At 41.2% G+C, this 21,183-nt stretch carries 17 protein-coding genes; 9 read left to right on the plus strand and 8 right to left on the minus strand.

Features of this window, described 5'->3' with window-relative positions; translation table 11 throughout:
• Nucleotides 1-70 precede the first annotated feature (70 nt).
• The gene (locus tag V7K56_RS29350; RefSeq protein WP_334916320.1) at nucleotides 71-376 is read left to right on the plus strand and encodes a hypothetical protein; all 306 of its coding nucleotides are present in this window, start codon (nucleotides 71-73) and stop codon (nucleotides 374-376) included.
• Here V7K56_RS29350 and V7K56_RS29355 read toward each other — a convergent pair.
• A complete protein-coding gene (locus V7K56_RS29355) occupies nucleotides 291-899 on the minus strand; it encodes an ankyrin repeat domain-containing protein (RefSeq protein ID WP_334916323.1) in 609 nt (202 codons plus the stop codon). The two genes, V7K56_RS29350 and V7K56_RS29355, sit on opposite strands and share 86 nt — an antisense overlap.
• A gap of 9 nt (nucleotides 900-908) precedes the next feature.
• Nucleotides 909-2,810 (minus strand): eCIS core domain-containing protein, encoded by a 1,902-nt coding sequence (locus tag V7K56_RS29360; protein WP_334916325.1) that lies wholly within the window; start codon nucleotides 2,808-2,810, stop codon nucleotides 909-911.
• Between the two features lie 246 nt (nucleotides 2,811-3,056).
• Here V7K56_RS29360 and V7K56_RS29365 point away from each other — a divergent pair, with 246 nt between their 5' ends.
• Entirely contained in the window at nucleotides 3,057-3,767 is a 711-nt protein-coding gene (locus V7K56_RS29365) for a Uma2 family endonuclease (protein ID WP_334916327.1), read from the plus strand.
• 244 nt (nucleotides 3,768-4,011) lie between these two features.
• On the opposite strand, the gene V7K56_RS29370 is transcribed toward V7K56_RS29365, so the two are convergent.
• The 3 genes from V7K56_RS29370 to V7K56_RS29380 form a co-directional block, all read right to left on the minus strand.
• Nucleotides 4,012-6,003, minus strand: coding sequence for an ATP-binding protein (locus V7K56_RS29370; RefSeq protein WP_334916329.1), 1,992 nt, complete (start codon nucleotides 6,001-6,003; stop codon nucleotides 4,012-4,014).
• Nucleotides 6,000-7,277 (minus strand): DUF4255 domain-containing protein, encoded by a 1,278-nt coding sequence (locus tag V7K56_RS29375; protein WP_334916331.1) that lies wholly within the window; start codon nucleotides 7,275-7,277, stop codon nucleotides 6,000-6,002. Before V7K56_RS29375 ends, V7K56_RS29370 begins: the two co-directional genes overlap by 4 nt.
• 286 nt (nucleotides 7,278-7,563) lie before the next feature.
• A complete protein-coding gene (locus tag V7K56_RS29380) occupies nucleotides 7,564-7,995 on the minus strand; it encodes an EamA family transporter (RefSeq protein ID WP_334916333.1) in 432 nt (143 codons plus the stop codon).
• A gap of 402 nt (nucleotides 7,996-8,397) precedes the next feature.
• Here V7K56_RS29380 and V7K56_RS29385 point away from each other — a divergent pair, with 402 nt between their 5' ends.
• From V7K56_RS29385 to V7K56_RS29395, 3 genes are all read left to right on the plus strand, one after another.
• Nucleotides 8,398-10,308 (plus strand): protein kinase domain-containing protein, encoded by a 1,911-nt coding sequence (locus V7K56_RS29385; protein WP_334916335.1) that lies wholly within the window; start codon nucleotides 8,398-8,400, stop codon nucleotides 10,306-10,308.
• Between the two features lie 491 nt (nucleotides 10,309-10,799).
• Nucleotides 10,800-12,092 carry a hypothetical protein gene (locus tag V7K56_RS29390; protein WP_334916338.1) on the plus strand — a complete coding sequence of 431 codons (1,293 nt, stop codon included), beginning with the start codon at nucleotides 10,800-10,802 and terminating at the stop codon, nucleotides 12,090-12,092.
• A gap of 1,059 nt (nucleotides 12,093-13,151) precedes the next feature.
• Nucleotides 13,152-14,321, plus strand: coding sequence for a PAS domain-containing protein (locus V7K56_RS29395; protein ID WP_334916340.1), 1,170 nt, complete (start codon nucleotides 13,152-13,154; stop codon nucleotides 14,319-14,321).
• 29 nt (nucleotides 14,322-14,350) lie between these two features.
• Here the strand turns inward: V7K56_RS29395 and V7K56_RS29400 are convergent, their stop codons facing one another.
• Complete coding sequence (locus V7K56_RS29400) at nucleotides 14,351-15,040, minus strand: CPBP family intramembrane glutamic endopeptidase (RefSeq protein ID WP_334916342.1); 690 nt, start codon at nucleotides 15,038-15,040, stop codon at nucleotides 14,351-14,353.
• A gap of 223 nt (nucleotides 15,041-15,263) precedes the next feature.
• Between V7K56_RS29400 and glpK the strand changes: the two genes are divergently transcribed.
• The 3 genes from glpK (at nucleotide 15,264) to argC (ending at nucleotide 18,655) form a co-directional block, all read left to right on the plus strand.
• On the plus strand, nucleotides 15,264-16,778 hold the full coding sequence (gene glpK, locus V7K56_RS29405; RefSeq protein WP_334916514.1) for a glycerol kinase GlpK: 1,515 nt from the start codon (nucleotides 15,264-15,266) through the stop codon (nucleotides 16,776-16,778).
• 102 nt (nucleotides 16,779-16,880) lie between these two features.
• Nucleotides 16,881-17,483, plus strand: coding sequence for a hypothetical protein (locus V7K56_RS29410; RefSeq protein ID WP_334916344.1), 603 nt, complete (start codon nucleotides 16,881-16,883; stop codon nucleotides 17,481-17,483).
• A 197-nt stretch (nucleotides 17,484-17,680) separates the two neighbouring features.
• A complete protein-coding gene (gene argC / locus V7K56_RS29415; protein WP_334916346.1) occupies nucleotides 17,681-18,655 on the plus strand; it encodes an N-acetyl-gamma-glutamyl-phosphate reductase in 975 nt (324 codons plus the stop codon).
• 248 nt (nucleotides 18,656-18,903) lie between these two features.
• Here the strand turns inward: argC and V7K56_RS29420 are convergent, their stop codons facing one another.
• Complete coding sequence (locus V7K56_RS29420; protein ID WP_334916349.1) at nucleotides 18,904-19,245, minus strand: hypothetical protein; 342 nt, start codon at nucleotides 19,243-19,245, stop codon at nucleotides 18,904-18,906.
• A 111-nt stretch (nucleotides 19,246-19,356) separates the two neighbouring features.
• On the opposite strand from V7K56_RS29420, the gene V7K56_RS29425 reads away from it, so the two are divergent.
• The gene (locus tag V7K56_RS29425; protein WP_334916351.1) at nucleotides 19,357-19,659 is read left to right on the plus strand and encodes a hypothetical protein; all 303 of its coding nucleotides are present in this window, start codon (nucleotides 19,357-19,359) and stop codon (nucleotides 19,657-19,659) included.
• 449 nt (nucleotides 19,660-20,108) lie between these two features.
• Here the strand turns inward: V7K56_RS29425 and V7K56_RS29430 are convergent, their stop codons facing one another.
• Nucleotides 20,109-21,128: a metal ABC transporter solute-binding protein, Zn/Mn family gene (locus V7K56_RS29430; RefSeq protein ID WP_334916353.1), complete on the minus strand. Its 1,020-nt coding sequence runs from the start codon at nucleotides 21,126-21,128 to the stop codon at nucleotides 20,109-20,111.
• Nucleotides 21,129-21,183: the final 55 nt, after the last annotated feature.

Here is a 21,183-nt window from a genome sequence, read left to right on the forward strand (position 1 = left end):
ACGTTGATTTCTCGGATTTCTCTTCTTGTGCAGCTTTATATTCTTTACTTGGTTGACTCACGTACCTTTGATGAAAAATATCGCAACCGCACAAACTGCTGATATTAGCCAACAGGTAGAACAGGGTGTTAAAAATTATAAAGCAGGAGATATTCGAGGTGCTATAGAGACTTGGCAGAAAGCTTTGAATGCTTATAAAAAAGATAACAATGCCAAGAATGCAGCAATTGTCAGCGAAAATCTTGCTAGGGCTTATCGGCAATTAAATGATACAAAAGAGGCGATCGCAGTCAACGCATTAGCAGTGCCTCTGCTGCAACCCACACAGCATCGTCTTTTGCTTCGTTCCGTGGCGGCAACCGTCGATATGCAGTAAACTTATCAGCATCATAAACTTCTAGATCTGCTCCTGCTTGTAAGAGAAGTTCAATCATTTTTAAATCAAGCCGTTTTGCGGCTTGCCCAAGTGCTGTCATTCCACTACTACCGCCAGCATCATTGAGCGTTTTGGTTGCTCCACAACGAAGTAACATTGCTGCTGTGTTGTAGTCCCCTTGTTCAACGCACCAGCGTAATGGTGAGTCACCCTCGCTACCAACAACGTTTGGATCTGCACCAGCAGCCAGCAACAAGCGAACAGCTTCTATTTGCCCACGGAAAAGTGCCATCAGCAGTGGTGTAGAATCATGGTCAGCATCCCAAGTATCAACGGATGCATTATGCCGAAGTAACAGAACTAAGGATTCGATCTCACCACCATCTTCAAGTTGCTCAATTGCTTCATGTAGCAGTGTCCATCGTGGAAATTCTGGGCGAAGACTGTTTGGATCAGCTCCGTGTGACAGTAATTCTGCGATGCAGTCTAGATTCTGATTTTCGATCGCTTGAAAGAGATCCATTAACATAATTCAAAGATTTGCCATTGGATGACCTGGTGCACAGTTGACCTTTTCAAGATTCAAGCAATGTTGAAGTCCACTTTTAAGTTGTTCAATAGCATCCTTATGCGCTTGATCGGGTTGACCACCAAAACACTTATCCTGGATATTTTCTCTGAGACGCATACATTCCTGCACTGCCTGAATGCGTTGACGAATCTCTGAGCAGGGTCGCCGCGCTAGCTTCTTTGGACTTACTTTGCTGGGGCTACAACTCTCACCCCCAATCTTATCGCAAAAAGCGTGCATCTCTTGTTGCAATGTATCAAGCACCGAATCCTCACACGTCTGGTTTGGATAACGTCGAGGTATAGGCACTGGTACTGGCAAAGGTTGTGGAACTGGTTTAGCTTCCGGTTCTGGAGTTGCTGGGGTATCAGTATCAGAAGAGATAGCAATACCAACGCCAATAATGACTACAGCAGCAACAGCAATACCTAATCCGATAGCCCAACCGGGAGGGCCTGTTGCTACTTCGACGGGTGCAGCTTCGGCATCTGCTACAAGTAACCCAGTTCCCAAAGCAATGAGTTCTTCTCCTCCTGCAAAGCGATTAATTTTCCCCTCTGGAGAACGTTGACTGACTGCAACTGATTTGCCAGAAGTTACTGCTTTTGCAACTTGATCTGCTTCGATTTCTGTGGCATTCTGCTGTGAACTAATTGTTAGAGATTTGGTGGCAATACCGACTGGCGCACGCTGTATACTGGCAGTCGAACTTGACTCCAAAGATGACCCAGAAGCTGTTTGGACTCGATTTGATGCCTCTGTCTGCGCTGTTTGCATAGCAGATGGGGTAAACGCTGCAAGAACCCGCTGCTTCAAGGTTTCGTCATCACTGCGGGCAGCTGCTCGTAGTTGCTGTAAACCATTAGACAAAGTATTCAAATGCTGCTGACCTTCTTTTTGCAAAGGCGGATTGTCGGTAGACTCTGTACTTGCTGCCTGCGACTCTATTTGTTTGTCCGAATGAGTATGCAGTTGTTCTAAACGGGCAATCAAATCTAGAAGTTTGGCAGTGCTGTTGGAGGACTGTGATGTATCACCATTGGAAGAAGTATCAGGTAAGATTTCCTCATCTTCTTTTCTTCTAACTTGATTATCTTCTTCCTGGCAGGTAGTGCATTTTCTTTCTAAAGCTCCTGATTGCTGCACTATATGGGTCAATTCATGGGCAGTCAACTCATTATTACCTGGATACTTTCCGGCTCCAAAGTAAACATCACTACCATGTGTAAACGCCTGTGCACCCAACTCCTGGTTCATCTGGACTGCTTCATCACCAGTATGCACCCGCACCTGACTAAAATCATAACCAAAGCGGGGTTCCATAAAGGAGCGCACGTCATCTGGTAAAGTAGTACCGCCTCCTTTACTACTATTCAACCGACTTTCAATATTATCCCCAGCCTGCAAGCTGCCATCAGTATAACGTTGCAGCGATCGCTTGGTTTGCAGTTCTTCTTGTTCCTGCTCACAGGCTGCACATTTTCGCTGTAAGGAATCTTGAATAGGCTGTAGGCTAGGAACCATTTGCATCACTTGATTGGCCATCCAATCTGCTTCCTGTTCATACTGGTCGTGCGGTTCTCCAACTGTGAGTTTTGCCTGGAGACGATGCAAGGATATGCGACTAATGTCGTGAGTTTGGGGCTTTTCTTTGATGACTTCTGGTTCCAATAATTGCTCTTGGGCAGATTGGACTTCTTGAAAGTCTGGTGCTACCTCAGTTACTGTTTGAGGCGGGACAGTATTGATTTGTGAGCCAAAGCCGCGTATTGGATTCGCCAGTGTGGGAATACCTGGGGAGGCAAGTGATGGATTCGTAAAAGTTGATGCGGCTGATTTGTTGCGCCCAATTCGCTCGCTCATCTCACATCTTCAAGCATATTTTGAATTAAATTATACAATTTGTTTAGTGGCGATCGCTATCGACTTAAGTAGAAATTATTTTGTGCCAGCAGTAACTCTGTATGAGCGAGATTTATAATCGTAGAAAGCTGAAATGAAAAATTGAGGCGTTCGCTCTTGGCAATAGCCTTTTGTAGAGAAGCCATCGCTTTTGAAGGTGAATGAATTGGGTTAAGTTAGATTTATCTTGTCAAAAGAGAAATTATTATGTCTTCTGCTCAAGATTTAGGAATAATTTTAGAAGACACACCTGAGGATATTATATTTCCTCCTGGTGATTTATACAGTGATGAACCACCTTTGGAAACAGAACTTCACTTGCGGCAAATACTGCTGTTGATTCAGTGTTTGGAATGGTTGTGGCAAGAGCGTCAAGATTTCTACGCTTGCGGTAACATGACGATTTATTATAGTCCGCGTCAACGCAAATTTGAGCAATTTAGAGGCCCCGACTTCTTTGTAGTTTTAAATACCCAACGCAAAATACGCAAAAGCTGGGTAGTTTGGGAAGAAGATGGCAAATACCCAAATGTGATTGTAGAGATTCTTTCTGATAAAACAGCTGCTACTGATAGAGGGTTGAAAAAGGAAATCTATCAAGATATTTGGCGGACTCCTGATTATTTTTGGTTTGATCCAGTAAGTTTAGAATTTAAAGGATTTCATTTATTAGATGGTCGTTATCAAGAACTGCAAGCAAATGAAGCAGGTTGGTTATGGAGTCAGCAATTACAGTTATATTTGGGAGTTTATCAATCGAAGTTGCGTTTTTTCACTCCCGATGGACAACTGACACCCACGCCAGAAGAAGTAGCACACCAAGAACAGCAACAGCGTCAACAAGCCGAGCAGCAACTTGCTCAAATGGAGTCCATGCTTGCTCGCTATCGGGAAAGATTTGGTGAATTAACAGAGTAATACTAATTCAAAATTCAAAATGACGCTCGCGGACTCGCTAACGCTGCGCTAACAAAATTCAAAATTAAGAAAGCCAGATATTACAAGGGTTTAGGCGTGTGTATCTGTCGCGTTCTTTTCTCAAATTGGTGTAATTTTGTTTGCTATGGTAGTTGAGGTAGATACAGCCCGTCCTAGACTTTGCTCACAAATTTTATAACCTATCTTGCTAGCAGCATTTTCTGCTAAGGTCAAAATTGTCAAATCACATCCATCCTCCAACTTCCGCATCAGTCAAGGGTTTCTCTAACTTACTGTACTCTGTTTGAGCCGCCCGCAATACGTGTTTCATCTGCACTGGTTCCCCAGCATCGGCTGCCAAAAAAGCTGCATTTAAGGCGATGTTACGGATATTACCTCCAGCGACATTGAGCCGTGCTAGTTGCAGAGCATCTAAATCTGCGGTTGGGGTTTCGGCTGGAAAGACGCGCCGCCAAATCTCAGCTCGTTGTATTGTATCGGGGAAGGGGAACTGCACCACAAAGCGAATCCGCCGCAGGAAGGCTGTATCAATTGAACTCTTCAGGTTGGTAGTCAAGACTGCTAGACCTGGGTAGCTTTCCATACGTTGCAATAGATAGCTAACTTCTATATTGGCATAGCGATCGCGCGCATCTTTAACTTCACTCCGTTTACCAAATAAAGCGTCGGCTTCATCAAATAACAAAATCACTCCACCTTGTTCTGCGGCATCAAATACCCGACGCAAATTCTTCTCTGTCTCGCCAATATATTTGCTAACTACTGATGATAGGTCAATACGATAAAGGTCAAGGCGTAATTTATGAGCCAGTACTTCTGCCCCCAAGGTTTTACCAGTGCCGCTACTACCTGCAAATAGAGCGCTGATTCCCAATCCCCGCGCACTCTTGCCCCCAAAACCCCAATTATTATATACAGTACTACGTTGGCGCACATGAGCCGCAATTTCCCGGAGAACTTGTTTTTGTGCTTCTGGTAATACTAAGTCCTCCCAATCACCAGATGGCTCAATCCGTTGGGCAAGTTCATCTAAGCGCGGACGTGCTTGCACGCGGCAGGCATCCCATAAAATGTTAGTAATATCGGTTTCTGGTGTTTGTGCTAACTGTCCTGCGGCTTCTGCACAAGCAGCACGAATGGTTGCGGCACTAAGGTTAAACTGATCCACTAAGGTTTTGACTTGCCCATTCATTTGCGATGCACTTGCTCCTAGTGCGTCTTGCCAAACTGCACTTTGTTCTTTGCTAGTTGGTTGATGTACATCAAAATTAACTACTAGGCGTTGTGATAAGCCGATCCGTTCTTGACTTGTAACTATTAAAAAGCCCTTTGTGCGTTCGATGAAACGAGCGATCGCATTCAGCCGCGCTGTATCATTAGTATCCAATTCGTTGCAGTCTATGAGTAAGGCACTCTTACTTAAAATCGTCTCGCGAGTCCACAGACGGATGAGATTATCTAATTCGCCAGGTGCTAAAGGAATGACTTGTGCAGGCATTACCCACAAGCTTAAACCATGAAGTTGACAAATTGTAGCGGCAATGGCACGTTTACTAGCAGTTTCACCACTAGATAACTGGATAATTGGTAAGCTATTAACCTTGTAAGCTGACGACCAAACTGCTGCGATTCGCTCTGCTAAATCTTGGTGCGAGGGTACTAAATCGCTAACTTCTGGTAATGGCTCAATGATACCAGCTAGCCGTTCGTCAAGATATTGAATCCCCGTGAGATAATGTAAAATCCGCTCGTCAATTCTCAAGGGACTGAGAGTCAGGGAATGACCATCACCAATTTGAATTAACCGCCAATAACGTAAGGGAGCATTTGGAGCGATCGCATCCCAGTGGACGTTAGGTAAAGCTGCCAAAGCTAAACCCAAAGTTGGGTAAGCTCGTTGTGAATCGTCGTGAACTATAGCACACAATTTGGCAAAATCTCCATTTAATTCCATACCTGCACACAACAGCAACAAATCACGTTCAAAGGATGAGAGGCGAAACATTTTGCATATTCTCTCCAATGCTGATGGTGCAGGCATAGCAGCAGCCGTTTCCTCTAACGCTTGCTGTAAACGCTCTTGATTATTCTCTAACGGTTGGTTTTGCTCTTTTGCCGTGTGATTTTCTAAAATACCACGCACCACGGCTAGAGCTGCTGATAGGTAGCGGTAGTTTGCCTCATCCCAATTGTGATTAATTATCGTCGCATTCATAAAATTGTCACCTGTGGCGAATCATATTCCCCAAACTGATTCTTTTGCAGTGGACTTTCGGCCCCATCTACCCGCACCTGCACAATATAAGTTCCTGGCTTGACGTTTTTCACCGGAATCATGATTGCATCAGTGTCTTGAGTCGGTGGTGCAACCAAGAAAGAGTAAGCTACCGGACTATCATCTGATACCTCATTGAGTAGCAAAACTACCCGCTGTGCCTTACCTACTTTGGGCTGGAATTTAACGGTAATTTCTGCCGTGCGTAAATTCTCGCCACTATTTTCTACTTGAGTGACGAATGCTGTAATTGTTGGATGTAAAACAAAAGCTGCAACATTTGATTCAACTAGATGATTCGTTTGCTCTGCATTATTGCCCATTGTTAGATGTACAACTTGGACACCCTGAACGCTTGCGTATAAATCTGGCGGCACTAACAAACTGATTTGCGTTTCTTTTACTTCTTGAGGTACTAGTAATGTTTCCGTATTACCAAAACGAACTCGTGTGATTTCACCGCGTAACCGTTCACCACGAATTACTAATTTTGTACCTGCAACAATCATTTGTTCAGTTTTTGTCGAAGCTATAACTTGCTCTATATTCGGTTGAGACAAGGGCATCATGTAGAAACCTTCTTCTTTGTCAGATTTACTACTTTCAATCAATACCATTGATGCTAAATAGGTAGCTGAAGGTCGATAGTGTGTTTGTAAAACAGACCATAACTTAGAAGTTTCTTCCATGTTAAAAAACTCTGGAGTCAGTTTTATCTGCCCAATTTGTTCAGCTAACTCGGATACAGACACACTTGCTACAGCTTGGGAAAAAGCACTAGAAGTATTAGTTGTAGATGCATTTATCAAAGTATTTTCAATAATATCAGATGTGATAGCTGGTGTTTTGTGTAATAAATGCATTGCATAGCCCAGTAGAAGCTCTGCCTGAAAATCCTTGGCTCCGTAGGCTGTCAATAAGTAGTGAAGGTCAAGAGCTAGTGGTGGAGTCGCAGAGCGCGAGTTTCCATTAATACGTGAATGCCTGCTCCGAAATTCTTGAGATACCCAATCGACATTGCGATTTTGCGTCACTTGATAGAGAAAAAGGTTGATTTGGGCGCGCTCGTCAGCTTCAACTGAAATTCGATCGGGCGGTAGAGCAGTTACAATCACATCACCAACACTAGCAGCGATCGGATCGCTGACTAAACCATTTTCCAGCAAGACTTTTAGTACTGCTGTCACTGCGGCTATAGAGAGCACATTACTCATCCTGATTCCTCATGGCAATAGCACATATTAATCATGTACGCCAGAGTACATTAATAGAATATATTTTGCAAAACTTTAAGTCTTGTTGTAACAAAGACTATCAGCACGGCAGACAAAAGCGCATTGTCAACTATTAGTACAGTACGACATAAATCCACCTACTATCTTAATTAAAAAGACTCGGTAATGGTCAAAACTCCCTTATTAAAAGTAGGTAAATTTCCACTTCAAGCTACCTGATGTACATGAACAATAAGACTTTTAAAATATCCTCTTAATTAAGATTTTAAATAATTACAACTAAAGTACCTATGACTACTAACCCAGTTCCTAAAATGATCTTCCAATTTAATGTTTCTCCCAAAAAAATGACTGAAAACAATAAAACTAATACCAAGCTTGATTTATCAATTGGTGCAACAAGGGAAGCTTTTCCGGCTTGTAAGGCTTGGAAGTAAAAAATCCATGATAAGCCTGTAGATACTCCAGATAATAATAAGAAAATTATGGTTTTTTGGGATATAGCTAAGATATTAACTACATTTCCCTGAAAAAATACAATCCCCCAAGCAACTACTAAAATGACAACAGTTCGGATTGCTGTTGCTAAATTAGCATTCACATTTTCTATCCCAATTTTGGCAAAGATAGTTGTCAATGCTGCAAAGCCAGCTGACAATAATGCATATATCCACCATGCTGTGGTGTTGCTTTCCATCTTAGCCTCCTGATTCATTAGTCAAAATTAGCAGTGTAATTTAAGTTAGTGTTAAATTTAATTACTTGTCTGTAAAGTTTGACATACTAGGTTCGTAGTTTGAGCTTTCTCGTTTCACTATCATTAGTCACTCAGTACTACTGAAGCAGACGATTATTGTCGAACTTGCGCTAACTTAATATCAGGAACAAATTTCAACTGCTAAAGGTCTTAAGTTTAAACATTTTATCAACTTTATTGCATTACTTAAGTAACTAATATGTTAAGCTGAGTATAATTAGATAATTACTAGTAGCATATATTACTAATATTCATCTAAGTTATGAAGCAATCATATTTGTAATACTAGTATTATCTCTAAATAAAGTTAACACTTAAAGTAACTAGGATGGGCTGCGCCAGATGAAATCCCCACCTTCTTCAAATTCTTGGAATGGTCGCTTCGTAGGTGATAACCAGCGATACCGTTTAGATAAACGGTTAGGCGGGGGTGGCATGGGAGAAGTTTTCCTAGCAACGGATACCCGTGTCGGTCAGCAGGTAGCGTTAAAGTTGCTCAAAGATACGCTAGTGGCATCACTCGAAATGAGAAAGCGTTTTGAGCGGGAGGTGGCAGTTTGTGCTGCTTTGCAAAGCGACCACATTGTTAAGATTAGTGACTGTGGTGTAACCCCGGAAGGTTTTCCATTTTATGTCATGGAATATTTGCGGGGGCAAACCCTTGGGCAATTACTGCTGCGCCAAAAGCGGCTGTCTGTTGAGCGGACGGTGAAGATTATGGCGCAAGTTTGTAAAGGTTTACAGCTTGCTCATCAAGGAGTGACTCTCCAACGGGATGGCGGCAAAACCACTGAACATATTCAAGTAGTTCATCGCGACCTGAAACCAGATAATATATTTTTGATGCCGACAGATTTGGGAGAGTGGGTCAAGGTTTTGGATTTTGGTGTTGCCAAAATTCGTGGTGAATCTTCGGAAAATTCCAATATTACAAATATAACTAGTACATTTATTGGTACATTTCGTTACGCACCTCCAGAACAAATCCAAAGCGATCAAAACCTGGACGCTAGAGGTGATATTTACAGTTTAGGGATTATCCTTTATGAAATGCTGAGTGCAGCCGATCCTTTTGGAATCAGCATTAAGGGTAGTCATGTTAGTGAGGCTTCTTGGGTATTAGCTCATGCTTATGAGCCACCAAAACCACTGCGATCGCAACCAGGGTGTGAGAATTTACCCGTACAATTGGAAGCGGTGGTGATGAAATGCCTCCAAAAGAACCCAGCTAACCGATTTGCAACGGTAGAAGAACTGAATCAAGCTTTGCAAGCTGCGGCAAAATTTGCCACAGATAATATTAGTGTACCCGGACAGATGACTGGGCGATCGCAACCTTCTTCTAATCAAGGTTCAAATCACGAAACTGTTCCTAGACAAGACGACACGATTGTGCGTCCTCCATCTACACCCAATCAAGGCTCAAATCACGAAACTGTTCCCAGACAATCGAACGACGACACGATTTTGCGTCCTCCATCTGCATCCAATCAAGGTTCAAATCACGAAACTGTTCCCAGACAATCAAACGACGACACGATTCTGCGTCCTCCATCTACATCCAATCAAGGCTCAAATCACGAAACTGTTCCCAGACCATTTAACCCGATTAAGCAAAACCAATCTGAGCAAACCGTTCCTCCCATTCAGGCTGGACAGAACCAAGGTTCAAATCACGAAACCGTTCCCAGACCATTTAACCCAGTTGAGCAAAATCAACAGAGTCCTGTGAATAATCCGAACGCCAGCAAACCTGATGTGACGTTATATCAACCACGACCAGGATCTAATCAAGGCGGTCAACAAGTACCACCAGACAAAACGTTGTTTCAACCACGACCAGGATCTAATCAAAGCGGTCAACAAATACCACCAGATAAGACGTTGTTTCAACCACGACCAGGATCTAATCAAAGCGGTCAACAAGTACCACCAGATAAGACGTTGTATCAACCACGTCCAGCATCTAATCAAAGTAGACCACCAGTGCAACCAGATGTGACATTGTATCAGCCACGACCTGCTTCTAATCAAAGCAGACCACAAACACGAACGGATGATACTATTTACCAACCAAGGCTAAGTGAGCAACTAACTCCAAGAATTACTCCCAATTTCTTGCGAATTGTAGGGGTGGTATTGGCTATTGGGCTGACTTTAGCAGTAGTAACCTATATATATACTCAATTTCGATCTGATAAACAGCCAAGCAACCAGCAAAATTTACCTAATACTAATAGCGATCACATTTAGAACTAATCAGCTATGTCTGGTTAAAAACTTATCAAGACCGCAAAAGGGAAGGATTTTTGGGCTTTCTGCATAGATTCGGGAATTATAATAACATAATTAGCCGAACATAATATTATTGCGGCACGAGCATTGCTCATTAGTGTCAACTTAAGAAGATAAAGCCCAAATTTGTTAGGCGTAAGTGTCAATCTCAAGGGTGACACTTACGCCTAGTTTTAACTAATCCAAACAGCTTTTGACGTTCTACAAGATAATTGACAACATCACTAGCATCCCCACTTAGAACAGCTTGAGAGAAAATGTTGAAAGTGTCAACCAAATTCTGTCTGTTCGTTATTACCAAAACCGGATGCTCCCCACTCACACCATTTCACGAAAAATATGATACAGAATCAAACCCTGAAATATATGCTAGGTTTCACTTTCTTAATTTTGAATTTTGAATTTTGAATTTTGAATTGATATTACATCCCCGATTTTTCTGAAAATATATGAAATTTAGAACTTTCAAATATCCTTTCGCACTCATTCTAGTCAGCTTCGGTTTTTTGCAGATAGCTGATGCTCAAACTCCTGTAGCTGAAATATCTAACCTATCTCAGGAAGTTTCTGTACTTCGGAAACAGGGCCCAAGAGGGTTACAAGTATTTCTTAAATCTCATGCTAATACGTTAAATACCGCTTCTTCAGGAGCAGTTCTACCTTCCCCTGCACTTCGGGTAGCTTTAGACGAACTTTGTCAACAACGGGACTGTTACGCCTCTGGTTTGTACTGGTACACTGATATAGAACAAGCCAAAGCTGCTGCTAGAACCAGTGGTAAACCGATTCTATCTCTGCGGTTATTGGGTAGGCTAGATCAAGATTTGAGTTGTGCCAATAGTAGGTTCTTCAGGGTTGCACTGTATCCAAATGTTAAAATTTCTAAACTGCTTCAAGACCGCTTCATTTTGCATTGGCAATCAGTGCGGCCTGTACCCAAAGTAACTATTGATTTTGGTGACGGACGCAAGTTGGAGCGAACGATTACAGGCAATAGCATTCATTATATATTGGATGCATCAGGTCGTCCAATTGATGCTATTCCAGGGTTATATAGTCCCAAGGCATTTTTGCGTCAGCTACAGCAGGCTGAATTAGCAGTAAAAAATTACAGTAAACTTACACCAAGCGATCGCGAGTCTTATTTAAGAAAATACCACAGCGATCGCTTAAATTCTATCCAAACCCAATGGGTTGCAGATTTATCCCGCCTGGGTATCCAGTCTCCCCCTAAGTTGGTAGAAATTCCCAGCAATCCCAGTCAAGCACCTACAGCAGAAATAGCAAGCTCTCTAGCAGTTTCTAAAATGAGAGTTGAAACCCCAATGCTAACTGCTCTCCAGTCTAATGCTGAACGGTATCAAAACGCCTTAGCTGAAATTACTGACGAGAAAGTTTGGAACCAAATCGCTCAACTCTATGCCGCTGATGTCAAGCTAGATCAAAACAGCATCTCTCTAATTAAAGCTAAAAAGTCTCAATCTGCCAATACTCAAAAAGATAATTTGCCGATAATAGTGAAAAAATTTGAAGCCACAATGGCTTTAGATACAGTCAGAAATGAATATATGCTGCACAGCCAAATTCATCAATGGTTTATGCAGGGTAAGCAAACAAGGAGTGTGGAAGCGCTCAATGAACAAGTATACGCCCAACTATTTTTAACTCCTAGTTCTGACCCTTGGTTGGGGCTTTTCCCCAGCGACAGCTATAGCGCCATTGATAATGATGGCATTCGTTAAGCTAATAAATTGATTTAAGTAAAAAGGAGTAACGAGATTTTATAGCATTGACACCTCACTCATCACTCCTTATAACTTGTGCGTTGATTAGCTGTTACGCATTGTTAAATTACACCAGCTTACTACTTCATTTATCCTCTAACTAAAGAGGCGGATAATTATTAAGTTGATATGTGATTGTCTATACAAATATTTTTAACTTATTAATATTTATTTGTGCAATTCTAGATATAATAGTTCGACTATTGCTTGTTCTGAGTAGTTTTACTTTTACCCGTACCAGATAGTTTCATAATGAATTTGAAAATGGGAAGGCTCAGATTCCCAACTTATTTAAAGACATTAGGAAGGTCTACACTAAAGGAGAAATACCTAATGTGTGGGTTGCAATGCCAGTGGAAATCATAACTAAACTAATTACCCAGATATAATATAAAACCTAATCTCTACAAAGAAGTAATATCCCTGTTTTGTCACTCTCGGAAAACAATAATCGAATCTAAATTCTGAGACTTGGAATTAATCAAGCTTTGAGGCTTTATTTTCTAACAGTAACTAAAATTTCTAGGTAAAAAGCGGAAATTAAAGTGCCAAAAGGGTTTCAGCGATTAAGTTTTCCCACTCTGACAAAAGAGGGTTAGAGTGAAGTCTCTGATTCGTAAGGGTTTCAGGAATTTAAGCCATAAGAGCGTTTATTCTCTGAAAGTCCTGCCCAGCAATGAATTGAATATGCTTAAGATTTTTTTTACGAATCAGCTCTAAAACATCTTCTTAAAGAAGTTAGGAGTTTTTTTGTGAATTTAATTAATAGGCAACGTATTCAGAATCACAAACAAACTTAACTTAAATTATATGTCTTTAGTAGTAGTTGTATAATTCTTATGATGGAAGTTAGGGAAACTTTTATCAGTTACTCTTAGTAAAAATGGAAACAATTATCTATTCGCACTAAATTATTTATGAGGAAATGAAAAAGCGGGTTTAACAATCATAATAGTCAAAAATTAAGGCTGAGATGTAGAGTGCTCAACTTCTGCAAGCAAGTAGCGGTTATTTAAGGTGAACATAGAAAAATTTATCCAACGCACAGAAATATTGCACAAGCGTTTAGCAGATTTATACCAAACTGCTAGTATACTACCTTGGATTTCTCCCGATCTGTTGCCGGAAGCTTTTAAGGAACTCTATAACACCTCAAAAATAGCACAGTTAGCGGCGGAGGAACTTTATCAGCAAAACGAGGAACTAGTAAAAACACGGAATTGGCTAGAAGCAGAACGCTACTACTACCAAGATTTATTTGAGTTGGCGCCAGACGGCTATTTAGTAACTAATACAGAAGGAACTATCCAAGAAGCTAACCTCACCGCAGCTAAGTTGTTGAATGTTTCAAAGCATTTTTTAGTGGGAAAACCAATAGTTAACTTTATCCCTCTAGAAGAACGTCAGCAAGTTCGTTACGAACTGATACAGCTATCGCAATCAGACAGAGTTAGAGAGTTATTGGTACGTTTTTACCAACGTCATGGCGATTTCTTTGATGCAGCATTGACTGTGGCAGTCGTCCGTAATAACCAAGGTAAGGCAATCTCTCTGCGCTGGCTACTGCGTAATATTACTGAGCGTCAGCACTTAGAATCAGCGATAGTTAAGAACGACAGTGACATCTTCAACAATCGCCCCATACATAAATATGCTAAAGGAGAAACTATTACCCTCAATCCATTAGTAATCTCGTATGTTTCTCAGGGTTTGGTCAAACTCAGTACCTACTGTGAAACGGGTGAAGAAGTACTGATAGGATTGGCAACAGCAGGAATGGTTTTTGGTTCTAGTTTGACATCTTTAAGCATTTACCAAGCAACAGCCCTCGCTGATGTTGATTTAGTGTCAATTTACGCGAAAGAGATAGCAGCTTCTCCAACACTTAGCCATAGGCTTTTACCAAAAATTAATCAGCGCTTACAGCAAACAGAATCTTTTTTAGCCCTTAGTGGAAGACGGCGAGTACAAGATCGCTTACACCATCTATTACAACTTTTGAAACGAGAAGTGGGTGAAACTGTACCACAAGGAACTCGCCTAAGTGTTCGCTTTACTCACGAAGATATTGCTAGTGCCTGCTGTACCACCAGAGTAACAATTACACGATTGATAGGTAAATTACAAGAAGAAGGTATAATCAGTTTCGACTTAAAAAAACACATCATCTTGAGAGATTTTGATTAATTAGTTGGCTAGAGACGATTACATTTTTGTTAAGCAAAGATAAGTTGCCAGCCAATCAGAAAAATTGCTATATCTGCAAAAATATGGCTGATGTATCCAGGCCAAATTGAGCAATAATTTAAGTAGCACCATGACCAAACCGCCCCTGCTAGAAACACTCCCAATGAGCATAATGTTGTTGCACGCCAGTCGAAGTAAGCTGCCAAACCAATAACGTGATGAATCGTAAAAAACAGTGCAGACAATACTACAGCTAAAGGACTTGATACCAAAATTTCACATTTACGATAGACAAACCAACGCCAGACAAATTCCTCAAGCAAAGAATTGACAAATATCCAATATCCTGAACCTACTAAGTAAATCATAAAACTGTTCAATCCAATTTGCGTTGCTCGATCGCGAACATATTCAACATCTATCCATTTTGCGCCCAGCAGCCAATAAACAATCAAGATGATGCCTAGCATTAATAGCCCTAATCCAACTCCAGCTAATAAATCGCGTCTTTTAGGATATTCAACTTTTAAATTCTCTTTATCGATAAATAACAACCAAATAATGGGTAATACCAACAACCAGATTTTAGATAATAAAGCTACTAAATATCCTTGGAAGCCAGGAAGTATATATAGTTGAGTTGCAATACCAATGCTTGGAACTGGCACAAGTAACAACAGAGCTAGTAGTGCATTTTGATTTTGGTTAGGTTTGAACATGGGAAAGTTTTGTTGTATTTCGATGGTTTTACAAGGTATTGCCAAATTGAATTCGCTATGAATTAATGAAATGCTGTACGAAGTATAGCTTTGCGTCAAATCCTAATGTTATACAAACAAGGAATTCCAAATATACGTAAAATAATGTATATCTGATTGAACGCGTATTCCTAAAATCGCGATACCTATGGCGGACTACGCCTACGCAGCATTAAAAGCGGCTATGCACACACTTGGCAAAAAAACTCCATCATCGGGCTACATCTTAGCACTAGATTTAGGTACGACAGGCAACCGCGCCTTTGTATTTAACGCAGATGGCAAGATTGTTGGACAGGCATATAAAGAACTAACTCAGTATTATCCTCAGCCAGGATGGTTAGAACACGATCCTCAAGAAATCTGGCAGGATACCTTTTGGGTGATGCAAACCGCAATTAAAAATGCCCAAATTACGCCATCAGCGATTGCAGCCTTGGGACTAACTGTACAGCGCGAAACCTGTTTGATTTGGGACAAAACTACTGGTAAACCACTCCATAAAGCGATCGTTTGGCAAGATCGCCGCACTGCTCCCCTTTGCCATCAATTACAAGAACAAGGCTACGCTGAAGAAATTTACGATCGCACCGGATTAATCATCGATGCCTATTTTTCTGCTACTAAGCTCAGATGGCTATTAGACAATTTTACTAATATTGACCTGAACAATGTCTTAGCAGGTACTATTGATAGCTGGGTGTTGTGGAACCTTACAGCTAGGAAAATCCATGCTACCGACCACAGCAACGCCAGCCGTACAATGATAATGAATCTCAAAACCTGTGAATGGGATGAGATTTTGCTGGATCTGTTTCAGATTCCGGTTCATATTTTGCCCCAGATTCAGCCGAGTTTAGGAGTATTTGGAGTCACTGATGCGACTTTGTTGGGTGCTGAAATACCCATTACAGCCATCTTGGGAGATCAGCAAGCGGCTCTATTTGGTCATGGCTGCGATCGCCCTGGCTTGATGAAATGTACTTACGGTACTGGTAGCTTTTTAGTTGCTCATACAAGCGATCAAATTGTGCGTTCGCACCATCAACTCCTTTCTACGGTGGCATGGACACAAGCAAATCCAAAGGATACTTTAGATGTCGGCTATGCTTTAGAAGGCAGTATGTTTACTAGTGGTGCTTGTATTCAATGGTTACGCGATCGCCTGAAGTTGATTAAAACTGCTGCTGAAACTGAAGCGATGGCCAATCAGGTAAAAGATAATGGCGGAGTCTATTTTGTACCTGCATTTAGTGGACTGGGCGCACCCTACTGGGATATGAGCGCCAGGGGAGCTTTTTTCGGTATTACCGCCAGTGTACAACCACAGCATCTAGTTCGCGCCGTATTGGAAGCGATCGCTTATCAAGTTCTGGAGGTAGTGCAGGCGATAAATGCATCTAGCAGTACTCCAGTTGGGCGATTAACTGTAGATGGTGGTGCTTGCGAGAATAATTTTTTGATGCAGTTTCAAGCTGATGTTTTAGGTATTCCAGTTGAACGTCCGATAATGCGCGATACGACCGTTCAGGGTGCAGCATTTGCGGCGGGTTTAGCTGTAGGATTTTGGGAGAGTTATAAAGCACTGGTGGAACAACGGCAAATTGAGCGTGTGTTTGAGCCAAAGAGTGATTTCCCCTTGTCCAACTTTGGTACTTGGCAAAAGGCAGTGAAACGTACTCTGGCTTGGGACGAGTAGCCGAGCCAAAAACGAGTTAAAGCAAAAATTCATATCCTGAAAGGAGAAGTGAAGAAACAAATACTATTACAATCAAGCAAATTGATGGAGTATTGATTTATCATGCCCTACAGTCAATTTAACATTGACCGAGTAAAACAAGATTTTCACCTGAATACTGTGGAAGGAGTCCGCTTTTTCCCAGACTCGATTGAACCCATTACTCCAAGTTTCAGACTGCAAGGTATTTTAGAAGATTTACCGTGGGCGATCGCAGTAGATACAGAAAAAGCTCGTTCAGAAGTGATAATTAATCCTATATTGCTGGAAGTGCGACGCATCTTCAATTCCACAATTAGCGTGTTTTCAGGGGAAGAGTTTAACGTTGATGTGAGTATTGGACTCAACGGTGTATGTGACTTCCTACTTTGCCGTTCACCTGAACAATTAACGGTGGAAGCACCTGCAATTATCATTGTTGAAGCGAAAAAATCAGATTTAAAATCTGGGTTGGGACAATGCATTGCAGAAATGGTAGCTGCACAGCGATTCAATCAAGCTAGAGAACAACCCTTAACAGCAGTTTACGGTACTGTCAGCAGTGGAACCCAATGGCGATTTCTGAAACTAGAGGGGCAAACAGTCACAGTTGATTTAATGGATTATTCTCTTCCTCCTATCGAACTAATTCTGAGCTTTTTGGTGTGGATGGTGAAAGCAGGTTAATTTCATTCCAAAATCGATCGTTAAAATAACTCTTACTTTTATAATTCATTAGACATCTAGTGAAAAAATAGAGACATAGCACTGCTACAGCTCTATAAGGGTTTTGGATAACAGATATTTAATTTCTGGATATATCTATTTAGTAGAAGTCAAGTAAGTATTAATCAGTCAAAATATCACTCACATATAAGAAGCGCATGACTACTAAACCAAAGATTTTCATTGATGGGGAATCTGGAACCACAGGCTTACAAATTTACTCACGCCTGAATCATCGGGATGACATCGAGTTAGTTAGCATTGAAGCATCTAAACGTAAAGATGCAACTGAGCGAACCAAACTACTCAATGCTGTTGATGTTATCATTCTCTGCCTGCCTGATGATGCGGCGCGAGAAGCTGTTAGCTTAGTCAGTAATATTGGGGTTAAGATCCTTGATGCTAGTACTGCCCATCGCACGGCTAAGGACTGGGTATATGGTTTCCCTGAACTAAATCCAGGACAGCGAGAGAAAATCGCTAGCGCCCAATTTGTCAGCAATCCAGGCTGTTATCCCACAGGATTTTTAGCTTGTATCCGTCCGTTGATTGCTAAAGGACTCTTGAATAGTAACTTTCCCATCACCGTTAATGCAGTGTCAGGTTACTCTGGTGGCGGAAAGAATCTGATTAAACAGTATCATACCTTCCACGAACAGCAAGCTGGGGCAGAATCACTCCACCCTTATGGTATCTACGGTTTGCAGTTTGGGCATAAGCACGTCAAGGAAATGCATCAGTATTCAGGGTTAGCATCACCGCCGCTGTTCATACCAGCCGTGGGAGATTTTGAACAAGGAATGCTGGTACAGATACCTTTACCACTGGGGACTTTGGATAATCCACCATCAGGTAAGATTATTCATCAAGCGATCGCTGATTACTACCAAAGTGAAAAGTTCGTGCAGGTTGCTCCATTCCAAGATTCAACTCTACTGAGAGACGGAACATTTCTGGATGCGGTCACACTGAACAATACTAATATTGTTCAAGTTTTTGTATTCGCCAATGACACTACTAAAGAAGTCTTACTAGTTGCTCGTCTTGACAATCTGGGTAAAGGCGCATCAGGAGCCGCAGTTCAAAACCTAAATATCATGCTCGGTTTTCCAGAAGAGTTGGGATTGTTATGAGAGAGAGTTAGGGAGTGAGGAGCAGGGGAGCAGGAGATAAGGGGGACAAGTTAAGCATCTCAAGATTCCAATGATTTGCTAAAACCTTGAGTTGAGCATAGCTAACACAACCAGTTAGCAGGGATTACTCTTTGTTATCATTTAGTCAATCAATCAGCTTTTGTCTTTTTACCCCAAAAACTGTATTGTAAACTACTATTTTTTAGCGTTCGCAAAACTTTTTGGTCTACTGTCTGTGAATATTACGATCAAAGAGTCAACTGACCAGTTTGCAGCATCCTTAACGCTAAAGCACGACAACTAGAGCAGTCACAACCAAACTTAGCGATCGCTATATCCCCAACAGTATCACTATTGGGGTCTAGAGAAAAAACTCGTGGATTTACTTGCACGCTAACTGCTGTACCAATGGTTTGTGTAGCAGAAGTATTTGTTGGTGAAACAACAGTGCCAATTTGTTGGTTTTGTGGCGTACTGTAGGTCAGAGTTGGAGTTGTTCTTGTTTCTGCAACAGCAGTATGACTCATCAAGACTAACAAAGACATCACCCAAGAAGTACTAAGCAGTGTCAATGTTGTTTTATTCATCATAAAAATTAGCTTGTAGTTTATCAAGTGAAAGTTTAACATTGTATAAACCATGTTATTACTCAACAGTAAACTATTAAGTAATAGCTGTAAACAACTAAAAAATACGTGATTATGAACAAGAATGTTTTAACACTGCTTGGTTCCTCTAGTTCTGTGGCTACATTACTCCTTGCTTCTCACTCTGCTCAAGCCCTGATGCCAAACAAAATGCCAGGAGTTGTACCTGTTCCAACAGTGAATGTCACTCACACTGACTCACAATTAGATTTTCCTCAACAATCTCAAATTTTAGACAGTATGGTTAAACAGTATGCTCAGACAAAGTTTGGCTGTACCTGTATCAATTGTATGAACTTAGCACGTCAAATACTCCAGCAAAACGGCTCTACTGGGACTAGTCCTTTGGGATTTTAAATTACTCAAAATATCAACAAATTTTGGGAACTTTATTTTGGTCTTCATCAGTGATTCATGAGTAGAAAATCATTGATGAAGACTCGGCATTTGATGATTTGTGATTACAGATAATGTTGCTGTAATAAGATATTTGCTGTTAAGCTTAGATTTCTAAAAGTTGGGGGATGTGACAAAGCGATAACTTTGATATTAAGCTAACAGTTGCACACTGGTTTGATAAAGACATGACAAATCTATGACAAAAATGTGACTATATTAATTGCTGAGGTAGGATTTGTATATTTATTACTTTCTCCAGAGAAAAACCAACAATCCTTAATAGGTTAGCGATCAGATAACTTGAGTTTTTCAAAAGCTGATTTTCTTGTGACTCATTTTCATAAGTCTAACCCTGTTTTGTTGGCTCTTCCGTAGGTGTTATGCTAAATTTCAAATTAAAACTACAATTATTTAGGCTGGAACTCCGTATATTTACCTCCTAAACCTTCAACAATCGTGCGTGTATTGGCAATCAGCATTCCCTGATAAGTCTCACCCTCTGTTCCTTTTTCGCCCAAACCATCAGCAAACAATTCTCGGTCTGAAACTTTTACTTTTGCCTCTTTTGCTACCGCCTGTATGAGTTTCGGGTTTATCGTTGTCTCTGCAAAAATCGTCGGTACACCCTCTTTTTTAATATCCTTCGCTAATGTACCTACCCGTGCAGGTGTTGGTGCTTCTTCCGTACTAATGCCCCCTATCGCCTCATCAAGAGGAATTCCATAAGCTTTGGAATAATAACCAAAAGCATCATGAGTTGTGACTAATTTGTGTTGCTTAGGTGGAATTGTGGCAATCTCTGATTTAATCCATGTGTCTATTTGGCTGATTTCATTTGTTAATTTTTGGGTGTTGCTTGCGTAGATTGCAGCATTATTTGGAGCTACCTTTGCCAATTCTTGAGAAATCGTTTGAACTATAGCTATCCCATTTTTGGCATTGTGCCATACATGGGGGTCGGTAACAGTTTTTCCATCTTCGTCAAACTGCTGGGGTTTAGGTACTGCAACTTCATCTACAGCCACCTTAGGAGCAGGATTTGAGGTAGCTTTAATTAGCTTGATTAAACCAGGTTCAAAATTGTAACCACCGTAGAGAATTAATTTAGCCTGCTCAATTGCTTTACTATCATCTGGCTTGGGTTGGTAGACGTGCGGATCTGAACCGGGATCAATTAAGCATTTGAGGTCAATAGTATCGCCTGCAATTTCTTTGGTTAAACCACAAGTAACAGTGCTAGTGGCGACTACTAACGGGCCTTTCTCACTAGCTAATGGTGCAGGTGAAGTGCCTGTTTGGGGAGCCGCCACATTATTCGCAGGTGCGGGAGTCGGTTGGCTGGTTTGTGATGTCGGACTACATCCAAGTACTCCGCATGTTAAGGCAAGAGCCGCTAAGACTTTGAATCGTAAATTGTGAGATATCATAAATCTGATTACTTCAGTTATAGTGATTATCATTATCATATAAATGGTGAAAATT

It is taken from the genome of Nostoc sp. (genome assembly GCF_036917535.1).
Taxonomy (GTDB): domain Bacteria; phylum Cyanobacteriota; class Cyanobacteriia; order Cyanobacteriales; family Nostocaceae; genus Nostoc.

Excerpts from the sequence above, each read along its gene's own strand:
- V7K56_RS29380 (WP_334916333.1), bottom strand. The coding sequence starts at position 7,995 with ATGGAAAGCAACACCACAGCATGGTGGATATATGCATTATTGTCAGCT.
- argC (WP_334916346.1), top strand. The coding sequence starts at position 17,681 with ATGACTACTAAACCAAAGATTTTCATTGATGGGGAATCTGGAACCACA.
- V7K56_RS29420 (WP_334916349.1), bottom strand. The coding sequence starts at position 19,245 with ATGATGAATAAAACAACATTGACACTGCTTAGTACTTCTTGGGTGATG.
- V7K56_RS29390 (WP_334916338.1), top strand. The coding sequence starts at position 10,800 with ATGAAATTTAGAACTTTCAAATATCCTTTCGCACTCATTCTAGTCAGC.
- V7K56_RS29360 (WP_334916325.1), bottom strand. The coding sequence starts at position 2,810 with ATGAGCGAGCGAATTGGGCGCAACAAATCAGCCGCATCAACTTTTACG.
- V7K56_RS29425 (WP_334916351.1), top strand. The coding sequence starts at position 19,357 with ATGAACAAGAATGTTTTAACACTGCTTGGTTCCTCTAGTTCTGTGGCT.
- V7K56_RS29430 (WP_334916353.1), bottom strand. The coding sequence starts at position 21,128 with ATGATATCTCACAATTTACGATTCAAAGTCTTAGCGGCTCTTGCCTTA.
- V7K56_RS29385 (WP_334916335.1), top strand. The coding sequence starts at position 8,398 with ATGAAATCCCCACCTTCTTCAAATTCTTGGAATGGTCGCTTCGTAGGT.
- V7K56_RS29365 (WP_334916327.1), top strand. The coding sequence starts at position 3,057 with ATGTCTTCTGCTCAAGATTTAGGAATAATTTTAGAAGACACACCTGAG.
- V7K56_RS29400 (WP_334916342.1), bottom strand. The coding sequence starts at position 15,040 with ATGTTCAAACCTAACCAAAATCAAAATGCACTACTAGCTCTGTTGTTA.
- V7K56_RS29410 (WP_334916344.1), top strand. The coding sequence starts at position 16,881 with ATGCCCTACAGTCAATTTAACATTGACCGAGTAAAACAAGATTTTCAC.
- V7K56_RS29375 (WP_334916331.1), bottom strand. The coding sequence starts at position 7,277 with ATGAGTAATGTGCTCTCTATAGCCGCAGTGACAGCAGTACTAAAAGTC.
- V7K56_RS29355 (WP_334916323.1), bottom strand. The coding sequence starts at position 899 with ATGGATCTCTTTCAAGCGATCGAAAATCAGAATCTAGACTGCATCGCA.
- glpK (WP_334916514.1), top strand. The coding sequence starts at position 15,264 with ATGCACACACTTGGCAAAAAAACTCCATCATCGGGCTACATCTTAGCA.
- V7K56_RS29370 (WP_334916329.1), bottom strand. The coding sequence starts at position 6,003 with ATGAATGCGACGATAATTAATCACAATTGGGATGAGGCAAACTACCGC.
- V7K56_RS29350 (WP_334916320.1), top strand. The coding sequence starts at position 71 with ATGAAAAATATCGCAACCGCACAAACTGCTGATATTAGCCAACAGGTA.